Consider the following 14,218-nt stretch of genomic DNA (forward strand, 5'->3'; position numbering starts at 1 on the left):
GCTCTTGTCAACAATCTGAAAAGCCCTTATTAAAGGGCTTTTTTTACTGTCTAAAAATGAATCTGCGTGACATGCTCATAAAATAGAGGTGAGAAGGAAATCTTAAAAAAGAGTGTTTATTCATTGACTCTTGAATTTAAATTGTGTACAATTCAATTGTAGAAAATATTATTAGAGAGAAAGAGGGTTATATTCATGTCAGACGTTTTATTTACTGCAACGGTATCAGCTGTCGGAGGAAGAGAAGGAAAGGTTGTTTCAACCGATGGTGTGCTTGAGCATGATGTAGCAATGCCTGGAACACCAAGAGCGAAAAAACTTGAAAAAGCAACAAATCCAGAGCAATTATTCGCAGCAGGCTACTCTGCATGTTTTGATTCAGCCCTTCAAATGGTCGCGAGACAAGAGCGTATCCGTTTTGAAAGTGAAGTAACAGCACATGTGAGCTTAGTGAAAGACAGTTCAGATGACGGCTTCAAACTAGGCGTTAAGCTAGAAGTAAAAGGAACTGGAATCGAGCAATCAGCATTAGATGAGCTTGTTCATAAAGCACATGGCGTATGCCCATATTCAAAAGCAACTCAAGGAAATATCGAAGTAGAACTAGTAGCTGTCGCACAATAATTGACATCATAAAAGGCTGAGGGTATGTTCCCTCAGCCTTTTGGTTGTGTTAATTTTTGCAAAAGCTCATGTAAAGAGGCGCGCAGTGTTTTTAACTCTTCTTCCGATCTGCCTGTCCCAGACAGCATATGAAATGGAATCGCAGTAGCTTTCTCTTTTAGCTGTTCGCCATATTCCGTTAAACGAATTTGCACAGAACGTTCATCCTCTTTCGAGCGCTCGCGGATGATGAGTCCGTTTTGCTCCATCCGTTTCAGCATAGGTGTGAGTGTACCGGAGTCTAAATATAAAAGCTCTCCCATCGTTTTCACATTTAATGTCCCATGCTCCCACAATAAAAGCAGTGCCAAATATTGCGGATACGTAATGTCTAACTCTTCTAATAACGGTTTATATTGCTTCGTCATCTCTCTTGAACTTGCATATAACAAGAAACAAAGCTGATTTTCCAGCTTCATATGCTCGAATTCATTTGTCATGTCAGTCACCAACTATTTTTTGTCATACTTATTATTGTATAAGATTTTCTTCCTTTTTAAAATAAATACAGCCCAAAAATGAAAAATTCTTTAATGTGCGATAAATGTTTGAGAAATGGATAGAACGTGAAAAGAATAAATAGATAAAGGAGGAGATGAAGATGAAACCATTATTCACAGCAAAAGTAAAGGCGCAGCATGGAAGAGCAGGACATGTTCGTTCAGAAGATGGTGTACTCGATCATAACATTGTCATGCCTAATGCAAAGAAAGACGGAGAGACTGGTACGAATCCAGAGCAATTATTTGCAGCCGGCTATGCAGCTTGTTTCGGAGGGGCACTTGAACAAGTAGCGAAGAAGCAAGGGATAGACATTGAATCAGAAGTAGAGGGACATGTCAGTCTTTTAAAAGATGAAAGTGATGGCGGCTTTAAGCTTGGTGTCAAGCTGATTGTGTCTGCAAAAGGCCTTGACCATGACAAAGCGAGAGAGCTTGTCGAGGCTGCGCATGAATTCTGTCCATATTCAAAAGCAACAAGAGGGAACATCGAAGTAGAGCTTGAAGTGGCTGAATAAAAAAGGTTTTCTATCACGCTGAAAATCAGAAACACCTGCTTACCAGCAGGTGTCTTTTTTTAATATTCTTTCTTTTGTTCGTATGTTTCCCAAGCTTCAAACGGTGCAAGGTTTTTTTGAAGTGTCAGCTGATAAAATGGAATATTTCTTGATTCGTAATCCTTGTTGATTTCTTCATAAATAAACGAGTCATCAAAACCAGAAGTCGCTGCATCCTGATGTCCAGCAGCAAAATACACCGCTTTTGGTCTAGCCCAGTAAATAGCGCCAAGGCACATCGGGCAAGGCTCACAGCTTGTATATAAAATACAATCTTCTAATTGGTATGTATGTAGCGTCTGGCACGCCTTTCGAATGGCTGTGACTTCTGCATGTGCGGTTGGATCATTTGTTGTTGTCACATTGTTGCTTCCCTCGGCAATAATCTGTCCATCCTTGACAATGACTGCTCCAAAAGGGCCGCCAGTACCACTATTGACTCCTTCTATTGCAAGATCAATTGCACGTTGTAAAAAATCTTCGTGATTCATTGTCTTCCTCCCTTTGTTCGACTGACTTCTCTAGTATAAACGAATCATGCTAGAAAAGGAAACATCCTAGTAGATGGTCAAACAGGACAATCTGCGCATAAAAACCCCCGCCATGTTCGGCAGGGGAGAGGGAATCAATTATGCATGCTGCGCCAGCTTTTTACGAGCGACTTCAGCAGCCGTCACCATGTTTTTCAAAGCAGCAATGGTTTCAGGCTCTTGTCTCGTTTTTAGACCACAGTCAGGATTCACCCAGAAGCGATCTGTCGGACATACGTTCAGCGCATCATCAATGATTTGACTCATTTCTTCGACAGATGGAACGCGCGGGCTATGAATGTCATATACACCAAGTCCAAGTCCTTTCAAATACGGATGCTTTTCTAAGTAATCGAGGAATCCGCCATGACTGCGTGAATGTTCAATCGTAATTACGTCGGCATCAAGGTCTTCGATCGTATCGACAATATCCTCGAAGTTACTGTAGCACATATGTGTATGAATTTGCGTTTCATTTTGAACAGATGATGTTGATAGTCGGAACGACTCTGCTGCCCAGTTTAAATATTCTGCCCAATCACTTTCTTTGAGTGGAAGACCTTCTCTTAGCGCAGGTTCATCCACTTGAATAACTTGAATCCCTGCTTCTTCTAACGCTTCTACCTCTTTACGTAATGCGAAAGCGATTTGGAAGGCAATGTCTTTCCGGGAAATATCTGTTCTTGGGAAAGACCAGTTTAAAATGGTGACAGGTCCTGTCAGCATTCCTTTGACCTTTTTCTCCGTTAAGCTTTGTGCGTAAACCGTCTCTTTCACGGTCATTGGCGCTGTAAACTCGACATCTCCATAAATGATTGGCGGCTTCACGCAGCGTGATCCGTAGGATTGTACCCAAGCAAATTTCGTAAAGGCAAATCCGGCTAGCTTCTCACCGAAGTATTCAACCATGTCTGTACGTTCGAATTCCCCATGTACGAGAACGTCCAGGCCAATTTCCTCCTGAATATCAATCCATCTTTGTGTTTCTTTCTTAATAAATTCATCATACTCGGCATCTGTCCACTCATTTTTACGCCATTTTTGACGAGCACTGCGCACTTCAGCAGACTGCGGGAAGCTGCCAATAGTTGTTGTTGGCAAGAGCGGCAGTTCAAGAGATTCGTTTTGGATACGAAGGCGCTCTTCAAAGGCAGCTGGACGCTTAAAGTCTTTCGATGAAAGATTGTTGCGTTCTGCTGTGAAATCCGCATTGGTTCCTTTTGCAAATTCTTTTAAAGTAAGAAGTGCTTGCTTGGCTTCATTGATGGCGGCTTCAATCGCTGCGGCTCCTTTTGTTAAGCCTTCTTTTAATGTTGTTAATTCATCCAGCTTTTCAGTGGCATAAGACAGTCCGTTTAATAGTTTTTCTTCAAGCTGTTCGCTTGGGTGTTTTGCAACTGGTACATGCAGCAAACTGCTTGATGGCTGCAGCCATACTTCCTTCGGCTGAGCGTCAGCAATGACCTCAGAAATGAATGACAATCTTTCTCCAAGATCTGATCTCCAAATATTTCTTCCATCAATGACGCCTGCTGCTAAAATTTTATCTTTCGGGAAGCCATGCTTTTTCACTTGATCAAGATTGCGTCCTTGATCATGGACAAAATCAAGACCGATGGCTTCAACAGGATATGTGACAAGCTCTTCATAGGCATCTACTGAATCAAAGTATGTTTGAAGAAGAATGTTTAAGGCAGGTACGGCTTCTTTAATCGTTTGATAGATTTCTTTTACGGCTTTCACGTCTTCATATGAAGCGGTGACAAGTGCTGGTTCATCAATTTGAACCCATTTGACGCCAGCTTCTTCAAGTTCTTTTAAAACCTGAGTATAAAGCGGCACGAGACGCTGCTGAATCTCTTTTACTTCATTTGGTTCATAGCCTTTAGAAAGTGAGACAAATGTATAAAGACCAAGTACAACAGGTTTTGTTTCAACACCAAACGCCGTTTTCACCTTTTCGTAAGCTTCAAGCGGTTTGTTATGTGTGAGTTTGAATTCGGTGCTTTTTTCGTATTCTGGAACGATGTAGTGATAGTTTGTATTAAACCATTTTGTCATTTCACTTGAGACAGCATCTTTTGTTCCTCTTGCCATCGCAAAGTATGTATCTAGTGGGTCTTTCAAGCTGCGGAAGCGCTCTGGAATCCAATTGAACATGACAGCAGTATCGAGCACGTGATCGTAGAAGGTAAAATCTCCAGAAGGAACAACATCAATTTGTTGATCAATTTGCTTTTTAATGGCTGTTAAAAATTGTTCATCCAGTGTGCTTAAGAGGGTTTCGCGGTCTGTTTGACCCTTCCAATAAGACTCAAGTGCTTTTTTCCATTCTCTGTTTAAACCAATTCGCGGAAAACCTAGATTACTTGTTTTAACAATTGTCAATTCCAATTCCTCCTCTAAATATAAAAAGACATTTACACTCATGGCGAAGATTGATGAGGGCAAATGTCTGGTTTAAAAAGACAAAATGTGTGTGCGAAATAAGGCGTGAGCATAACTGACGCTTTTTCCGACATCTCCTATCAACCGTAGGGGGTTTGATGTGATAGAGCGGCTGGTATCCTGGCTGGTGAATCTGCAAGCTTTTCATCCTTCCCATCCTTATGACAGTGGATTCATGAGAAAAGCTCTCCTCACTCACAGTGGCGGGACCGCGCCGGATTTTCACCGGTCTTCCCAATTAAAATTCGACGTATGATCGAATTACCGACTCTCAAACTATGAATTTATTGTGTTCGATTATATAACGTCCACTTCATTTCGTCAAAGTAAATTTTGAATAATTTTAATTAAAAAAATCCTGAGAAAATTCAATCTATTCTCAGGACCTCTATTCAAGCTATAGAGATAAAAGATCTGCTTCCAATGTTTTTTCTAAAAGGACATCAGGCGCAGTTAAATATAAAAATCCATTTCCTACGAGGGCTTTCGACTGCTTCAGTGGAAGGGTTCTTCTGACAAGCTGAGCATAGACCTCAGGCTCTGTCAGCTTGCGCTGGAACGCTTCTTCCTCGGCATTTTTAATAATGGCTAGTGCACCGCTTACGTGAGGGGCTGCCATTGAGGTGCCTGTGAGTCTGCCGTATTTATGGTTTGGGAGAGTGGATAAAATATCTTCTCCTGGAGCGACGAGGTCGATTTCTTTATTGGCATTAGAAAATTCTGAGGATTCTCTTGCAAGGGAAACAGAGCCGACGGCAATGACTTCATTGTATGCTGCTGGGTAGGAGAACTCTTCCGTACGCTCGTCCCCGTCCCCTTCATTTCCTGCTGCGCACACAACAAGTACACCGCTTTTCACCGCGTTTTGAATGGCTTCCTGCAAGGCGGGCTCATTGCTTGGACCACCGAGAGACATGGAGATAATATCCACCTTCTGCTCAGCGGCATAGTTGATGCCATTAATGATCCATTCGTATTTCCCGCTGCCATTTTCACCGCCAAGAACTTTCACGATCAGCAGCTTAGCTTCAGGGGCAACCCCTAAAATTCCACCATTTTGATCTGTTGCAGCAATCGTCCCTGCTACATGGGTGCCATGCCCGTTGTAGTCTTTCACATTTTCAGCATCTCCGTTGTCATCATCGGTAAAGTTCTTGCCTCCGATAATCTGATCTTTTAAGTCGGGATGCCCCGTGTCGCAACCTGTATCAAGGACAGCAATGGTTATGCCTTTTCCTTTGAAGCCACTTGACCAAAGTTCGGGTGCTTTAATCTCCTGAATACTTTCCGGCGTCTCTTTCGCTTCCATCACATTGGCTTTTACTTCATACGGAATTAAGCGAATTTCACCTTTCATAAGAAAGCCCTCCTTATTTTGTTTTCAAAGTAGATTCAGGCTGCGTAATGTTATTGTATAAAAGAAACTTTTGATCGGAAAGGGTCAATTGTAATAATTTTTCAAATAATCAATCTATTATCAAAAGCGCAGTTCTCCTCACTTCTTGACGAAAGAACTCAGCTTTTGAGGAAAACTCTTGATATCATATGAAAAAGGAGGATATGCTGCATAGTGAGCTTGCACCTGTCCAGATGAAAATGGGTGAAAAGGACTAAAAGAGGCAAACTAAAAAACAAGGAAATCAAGCATTAAATGCGATATAAAAAGTTTTTGTTCAAAAATAAATGTTTCTTTCATAAAAAATAGACGTGAAGATTGTGACTGTTCCAAATGCGAAAGACAACATATAATAATGGAAAGACAAGCTTGCCTTTCAGATAGGAGAGATAGAGATGAACAAAGGGAAGATACTCGTAGTCGAAGATGAAAAGAAAATTGCAAGGGTGCTGTCACTAGAGCTTGAATATGAAGGATATGAGGTGACAGTCAAAGAGACAGGAATGGATGGACTCCAGGCTCTTGAAGAGGAAAGCTTCGATTTGGTGCTGCTTGACGTCATGCTTCCAGAATTAAGCGGTCTTGAAGTGCTGAGAAGGGTTCGAAAGACAAATACAGCGACACCTATTATTTTGATAACAGCAAGAGGGAGTGTGCCTGATAAAGTAAGCGGCCTCGATCTTGGGGCGAATGATTATATTACAAAGCCCTTTGACATAGAAGAATTATTAGCGCGAATTCGTGCGCAGCTAAGGTTGAATATAAAGGCGCAAGAAGAAAAGGAAACAGAGCTTAGCATAGCAGATTTGACCGTCAACGAGAAAACAAGAGACATACAAAGGGCCGGGCAAATGCTTGAGCTCACACCGAGAGAATATGACCTGCTTGTCCACTTGCTGAAGCATCAGCAGCAAGTGCTCACAAGAGATCAGCTTTTAACAGCCGTTTGGGGCTTTGATTACTTCGGTGACACAAACGTAGTGGATGTCTATATTCGTTATTTAAGGAAAAAAGTCGATTACCCATTCGAAAAACAGCTGATTCACACAGTGAGAGGTGTGGGTTATGTGATGAAAGGATAAAGAATGAGATTAAAAAATAAAATCCAGCTTTATACATCGTTGTCCTTGTTTTTAATGGTGCTTCTGTTTCATACAGCCATTTATTTTATTTTTTCGATAACCTTGACGCAAAAAGATATGTCCCGGCTGTCTGAGGTCGCTGAAAATATTGCCATTGCTTTAAAAAAATCAGAAGAAGAGGGTCTTCCATCCTCGGAGCTGCTGAAAGCGTACTTGCCCCAAAATGGCATGATCCGTGTCGTGACAGAAACGGGTGAATCAAAGCTGACTGTCACAAAGGAGTCAACGTTTAGTTCACTGCCTTTTACATATGAATCTGGGCAGACAGCAGAAATCAAAGAATACAACAAGCATATGACTGCGTTCGCTGCAATTCCGGTCATTTGGACAAATGGAGAGATTGTGTCGCTTCAAGTATATGAAGAAATCGAAAATACGGAAGAAAATTTGGCGTTATTAAGAATGATTTTAATCGCTGCTGGCGTTTTAATTATAGTGCTTTCCTATTTTGCTGGCCACATTTTAACAAAACAAATCGTACGCCCTATTAGTAGAATGACGAGCACCATGAAGGCAAGTATGAAGGAGAAGGCGTTTAAGCGAATCAAACTAGCAGGCGATTCAAAGGATGAATTGTATCAAATGGGACAAACCTTTAATGAAATGTCAGAAATCCTCGAGAAGCATTATGAGAAAGAGCAGCAATTCTTGCATGATGCCTCTCATGAATTGAAGACACCGATTACCGTCATTATGAGCTACAGCAATTTACTAAAACGCTGGGGACAGACACGTCCAGAAGTGATAGAAGAATCCTCTCAAGCGATTCATGATGAAGCGAAAAAAATGAAAAGGCTGACAGATCAATTATTAACACTTGCGAAAAATGGTCAGCCGCTTTACTTGGACATGAAGCCAGTTGATCTTGGTCATTTATGCAAGCAGGTATGTCATACACTTGAAGTCGCAACCAATCGAACCATTCAATCTCTTGTGCAAACAGATCAGCCGCTCGTCGCTGAGGGGGATGAAGAGAAAATCAAACAGCTTTTGACCATCTTGATTGATAATGCAGTTAAATATAGTACAGAGCCAGTTGATGTGACATGCGGATGGGCGGGAGAGAAACCGTTTATTTCAGTCGTTGACCATGGGATTGGCATAAAAGAAAAAGATCTGCCGAAAATCTTTGACCGCTTTTTTCGTGTGGATGAAGCAAGAAACAGTGAGACGGGCGGAACCGGACTTGGTCTTTCAATTGCGAAGCAAATTGCGGAAGAGCACGGGGCCGACCTGAAGGTGGACAGTCATATCGGCGAAGGGACAACCATGACCATTCTTTTTAAGAAATAAAATAGGTCTTTTCTCATCAATTTCTCATTTCCTCCTTATAAAATAGGAAATAGGAAGGAGGCGCTGCATGTCTAGAAAAACGAAAATGGTGCTTGCGCTCGCAGGATGTCTCGTCGTTCTTGCTGCCTTTGCAATGCTCATGATTCAAACCATTGATCAAAAAATATTAAGTGAAGCAGAAATCAAAAAAATCATCGCAAAAGACTACAATGGAAACATTACAAATATTGATTTAATCAATCATAAACAGGACTATACATTGACGCTGGAAAATGCAAATGGCATCTATCAAATCATTGCATCTTCTGCAAGCGGTCAAATGAAAGAAATCAGACAGATCAAAAGCTATCAAAAGCCAAATGAAAAAAATGCTGAGCTCCAGGCAGAGGAAGCGGCTGTTAAAAAAGTAAGCGGTACTGTCATCCAAAAGAAAGAAAAGTCAGATCGTTTTATCTTTACGATCCAATCAAAAAAAGAATTATATCAAGTCGATGTCGACAAGCAAACGTTTAAGGTGCTTGTAGCAGAAAAGAAAAGCCCAACCTCTAAAGAAAAGAAAATGACAAAAATCACGGTCGAAGAAGCCATCCGAATTGCGGTAAAAGAAGTCGGAGGGACAGTGGATGATGCAGATCTTGAAACATTTAGCGGTATGCTTGTCTTTGAGGTGGAGCTGGATTTGCCTGACGGGCGAGAGGCAGAGGTGCTTGTGAACGCATATACAGGAGACATTGAAGGTATTACGTACGAAAACTAATCCTTTTCTCATGATTTTCTCATGTTTCTTTCCTTCCTTTATCATCTTCTTTCTTTAAGATAAAGGAGAAATCAAACAGAGGAGGACATGAACATGATGAAAAAAGTACTAGTAGCTACAGCATTAACAGGAACTCTTGTCGCAGGTGGTTTCACACTTCAAGCGCAAAATACAAATCAAACAGCACACGCCGAGCAGGTGGTGCAAAAGAAATCATCGTTTGTCTCAAAGAAACAAGCTGAAAAAGCAGCCCTAAAAGTGGTGAAAGGGTATGTGGACGATGTCGATCTTGAGCGTAAAAAAGGAAAATGGGTGTATGAGGTCGAGATTAAAAAAGGCGGCTTTGAATATAAAGTATATGTCGATGCCAAAACAGGAAAAGCGCTGAATGATCCAGTCAAAGAAAAGAAACAGAATGTGAAAATCACTAAAAAGCAGGCTGAAAAAATTGCCCTTGCAAAAGTAAAAGGAACAGTCACAGATTCTGATTTAGATAAAGAAAATGGTGTGTACTTGTATGAAGTCGAAATCACCACACCAAACGGCGAGGAAGTTGATTTTGAGATTTCCGCTAAAACAGGCAAAATCCTGAAGCAAGAATGGGATGATTAAGCCGCCAGCAATCCTAAGATAAATTTGTATGCGGTCTGAACCATTTATCCATCATGGATAGCTGGTTCAGACCGCTATTTTTGCTTAAATGATTGTATACAAGTACAAATGAATATCATCTTTTAAACTGAATAGGGTACTTCCATGTATCTGTACACCAAGCATGTTAATGCTTTTTATGTTGATTGCTTATCATTTCAGTTGTTCTTAAAAATGTCTCAATATCTTGAATATTATGACAATGGAGAGGTGATATTCTAATAGCCCCTTTAATTCCAAAGGAATCCAGCATCCTTTTAGAATAAATGCTTGTATTCAACCTTTCATATACGATCACACCGTGCTGTTCATATTCTCTTACTGCATCTTCATGGTTTGTTCCTTCTAACGATATGGCCACGATGAAATCTCTTTTTGATAAATCACGGTAATCAAGATGCACGGTCACTCCTTCGATCTCTCTTAGCCCTTTTACGTTGGGTGTCCCGTCTAGCATTATTTTTAATAAAGCCCTTTCTTGTTTTCCGATAGCTTCCATACCTGCTGCGAATAACTGTCGTCTGGCATTCACTGTTGTAAAATGACTTCCAAGCCAGCACACATAATCAACAATTGCGCTAATAGCCGCATAATGCGCAGGTGCTGGAGTTCCTAGACCCCATTCAGTTTCTTTCTTTCCTTTTAACTTATGATGAGGGAGAAGAGCAGCTCTTTCCGATAAATAAGCAACCCCGCAGCCTCTAACACCAAAAAATTTATATGGGGCAAAATTTATCACATCAACAGGGGTTTTTTCAATATCAATTAAACCATGAGGTGCATGTTGAACGGCATCAACCATGATAAATAAGTTTGGCTTCTTTTTTCTTGCCTCTTGTACAATTTGTTCAATGTCTAAAATAGCACCAGAGATATTCGAAGCATAGATGACGCTTAGAAGAACAGTATCTTGATCGATTAATGCCAAGATGTCTTCTACGTTCACTCCACCTGTTAAAGGATTAGACTTGGCCACTCTCAGCTCCTTGTTTAATTTATTTGCATAAAAACTAGCTGCGTCATAAGCTGCTGGATGTTCTAAGGATGTTGTGACAATATTTGTTCCTTTAATATGTTCTGCAATGATACCCGTAGTCTCAAAGATAGCTTGTGACGCTGTCAGATATGTAGCGAAGCTTCCTTGTTTCACGTTAAAAATGGTTTGAAGATCAACAATCCCCTTTTTCTGGATATCAATCAAGTGTTTTGCTGTTTTATGATTTCTTTCAGAACAATCTGGGATGCCATCAATGATTGAAAATATATGATTTGCCTGTTTTAAACGAAGGGAACCACCTGCATTATCAAAAAAAAGGCGTTCCTTTTTTAGGATAGGGTCCTCATCAATATATAAAAATTGTTCTCTTACTTTTTTTAATAAATCATTTGAAATGTGCATGTTCAGGTTAGTTTGGTTCATCATCTTATCCCCCAATATTCAATTCTTATACTTAGTATTATACATTGTGTTATCAATCAATGGTTGTACCCTAATCAGAGAGATCCTTTTTTTCTGTAAACAATATTTCATTTTTAGCTAAAGCGACAGTTGTCAGCGCATTGTCAATGTGACATTCGCCGCACCTTTATGAGTTCAGCTGTTTTATACTAATCACTCCTTACACTTTCATGTGTAAGGTTTTTTCATTGGGACAAACTACGGGAAAGGAGGCGAGAGAATATGAAGAAAAAAGAAGAAGAGCAGACAATGGACCATGCGGAATATGTTCCGCATCCTGATGGAGAAGGATATGCTTTGTTTTTGCATGATTCCTTTCATCTCCTCTCCCAAGAGGATATGAATCAGCCAGAAGAGGAATAAAAGACATGAAAGGGCGATGGTTTACTTTGTCTATCGCTCTTTTTTTCAAAAGTAAGCGAATACATGAGGAAACTTGGCATCTTGCTTATTGACATCACTGCGCTTTTTCTGTAATCTCAGTGTGTCAACAATATGAGACTTCGTTAGGTGAGGCTCCTGTATGGAGATACGCTGCTGCCCAAAAATGTCCAAAGACGCCAATGGGTCAACAGAAATCATCGACATAAGGTGATTTTTAATGCAGCTGGATTTTTCCTATGCCATACAGTGCTAAAGCTCTACGATTGAAGGAGCAAGTGTTTTATTTGTCATGCTTACAAAGCGCCTTCATTCGGTTGAAGGTGCTTTTTTATGGGAAAAGGAGGTGTGGGGATGGATCATCCCGATTCGAGACACATAGAGAATATGTCAAAAGATCAGATTGAGACATCAGATAGAGGAGATCCTGACCCCCGCACATTCTAAGGGATTCGGGTATCTCCTGACTTTGGGGAGGTAACAGCTATGATACAAAATATTACGTATGATGAACTCATTTTACGCATCATTATTTTACTAAGAGATGGAAAACGCAAAGAATTTAAAAACATCATGGAAGAACTTCAGCCATATGATATGGCCTACTTATTTAAAGAGCTTCCAGAAAAACACCGCGGCCGCTTCCTTAGCTTTTTACCAGTCGATGACGTGACAGAAATGATGGGTGAGCTGGAGCGGGAATACCAAGAAATCGTTCTTGAAAAAGTAGGGAAAGACAAAGCTACGTTCGTCACAAACAAAATGGATAACGATGATCTAGCCAACTTATTTGATGAGATGGAGGATGAGCTAAAGGATCAGCTTTTATCTAACATGGAAGCAGAGGAATCAAAGGCCGTCCAGCTTCTTATGAATTACCCTGCTGAGACAGCGGGACGGATCATGACCAACCGGTACGTTTGGATTCCTCAGCATTATACGGTGCAGGATGCCGTTGTGAAGCTGAAAAGCTTTGCTGAAATTGCAGAATCAATCAACTATTTATATGTGATTAATGATCAAAAACAGCTTGTAGGCGTTCTCTCATACCGTGACCTTATTTTAGGTGAACCGGATGAAAAGGTGCAGGATCTCATGTTTACAAGAGTCATTGCTGTTGGAGCCTTTCAAGATCAGGAGGAAATCGCAAAGCTGATTGAACGGTATGATTTTCTTGCCATTCCTGTTGTGGAAGAGAACAATGTCCTAGTCGGAATCGTTACAGTCGATGATATCATTGATGTTGTCATTCAAGAGGCAGGCGAAGACTATGAGAAGTTTGCTGCCTCTGGTAAAGATATTACGTTCGATACGCCGGCATTTGTGGCGGCATACCGCCGTCTTCCATGGCTCATTTTGCTCTTGTTCATTGGGCTGATTTCAGGCAGTATTTTAAATTATTTTGAAGATACCCTTCAGCAAGTCGTTGCTTTAGCGTTCTTCATGCCGATGATTGCCGGGATGACAGGGAATACAGGCACACAGTCTCTTGCCGTCGTGATTAGAGGGCTTTCAAAAGAAGAATTAACGAAAAAAACCATTATGCGTCTTATTTTTAGAGAGCTGAGAACAAGTATTTACATTGGGATCGTCTGTTCCATTATTATTACAGTCGTCGCAATGGTGTGGCAGGGCAATATGATTTTAGGTTTTGTTGTCGGCTCCTCACTGCTTGCAACACTGATTATTGGGACAATGGCAGGTACGGTCGTGCCGATTATTTTACACAGATTAAACGTGGACCCAGCCATTGCATCTGGCCCGCTGATCACAACATTGAATGATATTCTATCCTTACTGATCTATTTTGGAATTGCAACAGCATTCCTTCATACACTGATGTAGCAAGAAGACTGTAAAACGTTACGTTTTACAGTCTTTTTTGAATAAAGATTGCATATAGCGCTTCCATCCTTTACATTTTAAGGAGAAGGTGGGAGAGAAAAATGAAGAAGTTTTTATTCATTTTAATGTGCATTGTTTTGCTAGGTGCATGTTCAAGGGAAGACGAGGGGAAAGACAGAAGACTTGTGGCAGCAGAGCATATGATTGAAGCGATTACCGAAGGAAATAAACGAAAAATAGAAAACATCTATGTTGAAGGCGCTGTCCCAAGCCCAAATGACATTCTAAAGCTGAAAAAGGAATGGGGCATAGAGACGCTTTCTTATGAAGATTTTCAATTAGAAGAAGCCAGCATTCATGTCTTTCATGCGAATTACGAAGATGAAAAAACAGGGAAGAAAAAGGCACTTGCCCTGCGGGTAATAGAAGATCCTGAAAAAGGCGGTGTACGGATTGACTTTGTAGGGGTCGTTGAAGGAACTGATGCTTCCTCTCAATGAAAAATTTTATTAAAAGACAAGGTATAAGCTAAAATGATTTTATTTAAAAGGATAGAAGAGCTGAAAGAACTTCGCTCTATCTATCCTCTTTTTTAC

Annotated in this window: 14 protein-coding genes and 2 riboswitches; of the genes, 9 read left to right on the plus strand and 5 right to left on the minus strand. The window is 40.7% G+C overall.

All coding sequences use genetic code 11. The features are described 5' to 3' along the window. Positions 1-195: 195 nt before the first annotated feature. Complete coding sequence (locus GKC25_RS06025) at positions 196-624, plus strand: organic hydroperoxide resistance protein (protein WP_034662992.1); 429 nt, start codon at positions 196-198, stop codon at positions 622-624. 32 nt (positions 625-656) lie between these two features. On the opposite strand, the gene GKC25_RS06030 is transcribed toward GKC25_RS06025, so the two are convergent. Next, the gene (locus GKC25_RS06030) at positions 657-1,103 is read right to left on the minus strand and encodes a MarR family winged helix-turn-helix transcriptional regulator (RefSeq protein WP_034662988.1); all 447 of its coding nucleotides are present in this window, start codon (positions 1,101-1,103) and stop codon (positions 657-659) included. Positions 1,104-1,264: 161 nt separating this feature from the next. On the opposite strand from GKC25_RS06030, the gene GKC25_RS06035 reads away from it, so the two are divergent. Beyond that, entirely contained in the window at positions 1,265-1,681 is a 417-nt protein-coding gene (locus GKC25_RS06035; protein ID WP_034662985.1) for an organic hydroperoxide resistance protein, read from the plus strand. A 59-nt stretch (positions 1,682-1,740) separates the two neighbouring features. Here the strand turns inward: GKC25_RS06035 and GKC25_RS06040 are convergent, their stop codons facing one another. The 3 genes from GKC25_RS06040 to GKC25_RS06050 all read right to left on the minus strand — a co-directional run bounded on the left by GKC25_RS06040 (position 1,741) and on the right by GKC25_RS06050 (position 6,055). Then, on the minus strand, positions 1,741-2,211 hold the full coding sequence (locus GKC25_RS06040) for a nucleoside deaminase (protein ID WP_342689942.1): 471 nt from the start codon (positions 2,209-2,211) through the stop codon (positions 1,741-1,743). Between the two features lie 138 nt (positions 2,212-2,349). After that, a complete protein-coding gene (gene metE, locus GKC25_RS06045; RefSeq protein WP_342689943.1) occupies positions 2,350-4,638 on the minus strand; it encodes a 5-methyltetrahydropteroyltriglutamate--homocysteine S-methyltransferase in 2,289 nt (762 codons plus the stop codon). A 153-nt stretch (positions 4,639-4,791) separates the two neighbouring features. Next, a riboswitch (cobalamin riboswitch) is annotated at positions 4,792-4,983 on the minus strand. A 112-nt stretch (positions 4,984-5,095) separates the two neighbouring features. Further along, positions 5,096-6,055 carry a S8 family peptidase gene (locus tag GKC25_RS06050; protein WP_034662977.1) on the minus strand — a complete coding sequence of 320 codons (960 nt, stop codon included), beginning with the start codon at positions 6,053-6,055 and terminating at the stop codon, positions 5,096-5,098. A 434-nt stretch (positions 6,056-6,489) separates the two neighbouring features. Between GKC25_RS06050 and GKC25_RS06055 the strand changes: the two genes are divergently transcribed. The 4 genes from GKC25_RS06055 to GKC25_RS06070 all read left to right on the plus strand — a co-directional run bounded on the left by GKC25_RS06055 (position 6,490) and on the right by GKC25_RS06070 (position 9,898). Then, positions 6,490-7,176 carry a response regulator transcription factor gene (locus GKC25_RS06055; protein WP_034662974.1) on the plus strand — a complete coding sequence of 229 codons (687 nt, stop codon included), beginning with the start codon at positions 6,490-6,492 and terminating at the stop codon, positions 7,174-7,176. Between the two features lie 3 nt (positions 7,177-7,179). Then, positions 7,180-8,529, plus strand: a complete 1,350-nt coding sequence (locus tag GKC25_RS06060) for a HAMP domain-containing sensor histidine kinase (RefSeq protein ID WP_342689944.1) — start codon at positions 7,180-7,182, stop codon at positions 8,527-8,529. Between the two features lie 67 nt (positions 8,530-8,596). Further along, positions 8,597-9,286 carry a PepSY domain-containing protein gene (locus GKC25_RS06065; protein ID WP_034662968.1) on the plus strand — a complete coding sequence of 230 codons (690 nt, stop codon included), beginning with the start codon at positions 8,597-8,599 and terminating at the stop codon, positions 9,284-9,286. A gap of 93 nt (positions 9,287-9,379) precedes the next feature. After that, a complete protein-coding gene (locus GKC25_RS06070) occupies positions 9,380-9,898 on the plus strand; it encodes a PepSY domain-containing protein (protein WP_034662966.1) in 519 nt (172 codons plus the stop codon). Between the two features lie 166 nt (positions 9,899-10,064). On the opposite strand, the gene GKC25_RS06075 is transcribed toward GKC25_RS06070, so the two are convergent. Continuing rightward, the gene (locus GKC25_RS06075; RefSeq protein WP_262417166.1) at positions 10,065-11,357 is read right to left on the minus strand and encodes an aminotransferase class V-fold PLP-dependent enzyme; all 1,293 of its coding nucleotides are present in this window, start codon (positions 11,355-11,357) and stop codon (positions 10,065-10,067) included. A gap of 261 nt (positions 11,358-11,618) precedes the next feature. Here GKC25_RS06075 and GKC25_RS06080 point away from each other — a divergent pair, with 261 nt between their 5' ends. The 3 genes from GKC25_RS06080 to GKC25_RS06090 all read left to right on the plus strand — a co-directional run bounded on the left by GKC25_RS06080 (position 11,619) and on the right by GKC25_RS06090 (position 14,122). After that, positions 11,619-11,759, plus strand: a complete 141-nt coding sequence (locus GKC25_RS06080) for a hypothetical protein (RefSeq protein WP_003212346.1) — start codon at positions 11,619-11,621, stop codon at positions 11,757-11,759. A gap of 132 nt (positions 11,760-11,891) precedes the next feature. After that, positions 11,892-12,055: riboswitch (M-box (ykoK) riboswitch) on the plus strand. 208 nt (positions 12,056-12,263) lie between these two features. Next, positions 12,264-13,622 (plus strand): magnesium transporter, encoded by a 1,359-nt coding sequence (mgtE, locus tag GKC25_RS06085; protein WP_034662959.1) that lies wholly within the window; start codon positions 12,264-12,266, stop codon positions 13,620-13,622. Positions 13,623-13,723: 101 nt separating this feature from the next. Continuing rightward, entirely contained in the window at positions 13,724-14,122 is a 399-nt protein-coding gene (locus GKC25_RS06090) for a hypothetical protein (RefSeq protein ID WP_034662956.1), read from the plus strand. The last annotated feature ends 96 nt before the right edge of the window (positions 14,123-14,218 follow it).

Origin of the sequence: Bacillus pumilus, assembly GCF_038738535.1 — a bacterium.
In the GTDB taxonomy this organism is placed as follows: Bacteria; Bacillota; Bacilli; order Bacillales; family Bacillaceae; genus Bacillus.

Coding starts and splice junctions, on each gene's coding strand:
- GKC25_RS06030 (WP_034662988.1), bottom strand. CDS start 1,103: ATGACAAATGAATTCGAGCATATGAAGCTGGAAAATCAGCTTTGTTTC.
- GKC25_RS06040 (WP_342689942.1), bottom strand. CDS start 2,211: ATGAATCACGAAGATTTTTTACAACGTGCAATTGATCTTGCAATAGAA.
- GKC25_RS06025 (WP_034662992.1), top strand. CDS start 196: ATGTCAGACGTTTTATTTACTGCAACGGTATCAGCTGTCGGAGGAAGA.
- GKC25_RS06090 (WP_034662956.1), top strand. CDS start 13,724: ATGAAGAAGTTTTTATTCATTTTAATGTGCATTGTTTTGCTAGGTGCA.
- GKC25_RS06075 (WP_262417166.1), bottom strand. CDS start 11,357: ATGAACCAAACTAACCTGAACATGCACATTTCAAATGATTTATTAAAA.
- GKC25_RS06070 (WP_034662966.1), top strand. CDS start 9,380: ATGATGAAAAAAGTACTAGTAGCTACAGCATTAACAGGAACTCTTGTC.
- GKC25_RS06055 (WP_034662974.1), top strand. CDS start 6,490: ATGAACAAAGGGAAGATACTCGTAGTCGAAGATGAAAAGAAAATTGCA.
- mgtE (WP_034662959.1), top strand. CDS start 12,264: ATGATACAAAATATTACGTATGATGAACTCATTTTACGCATCATTATT.
- GKC25_RS06080 (WP_003212346.1), top strand. CDS start 11,619: ATGAAGAAAAAAGAAGAAGAGCAGACAATGGACCATGCGGAATATGTT.
- GKC25_RS06060 (WP_342689944.1), top strand. CDS start 7,180: ATGAGATTAAAAAATAAAATCCAGCTTTATACATCGTTGTCCTTGTTT.
- GKC25_RS06035 (WP_034662985.1), top strand. CDS start 1,265: ATGAAACCATTATTCACAGCAAAAGTAAAGGCGCAGCATGGAAGAGCA.
- GKC25_RS06065 (WP_034662968.1), top strand. CDS start 8,597: ATGTCTAGAAAAACGAAAATGGTGCTTGCGCTCGCAGGATGTCTCGTC.
- GKC25_RS06050 (WP_034662977.1), bottom strand. CDS start 6,055: ATGAAAGGTGAAATTCGCTTAATTCCGTATGAAGTAAAAGCCAATGTG.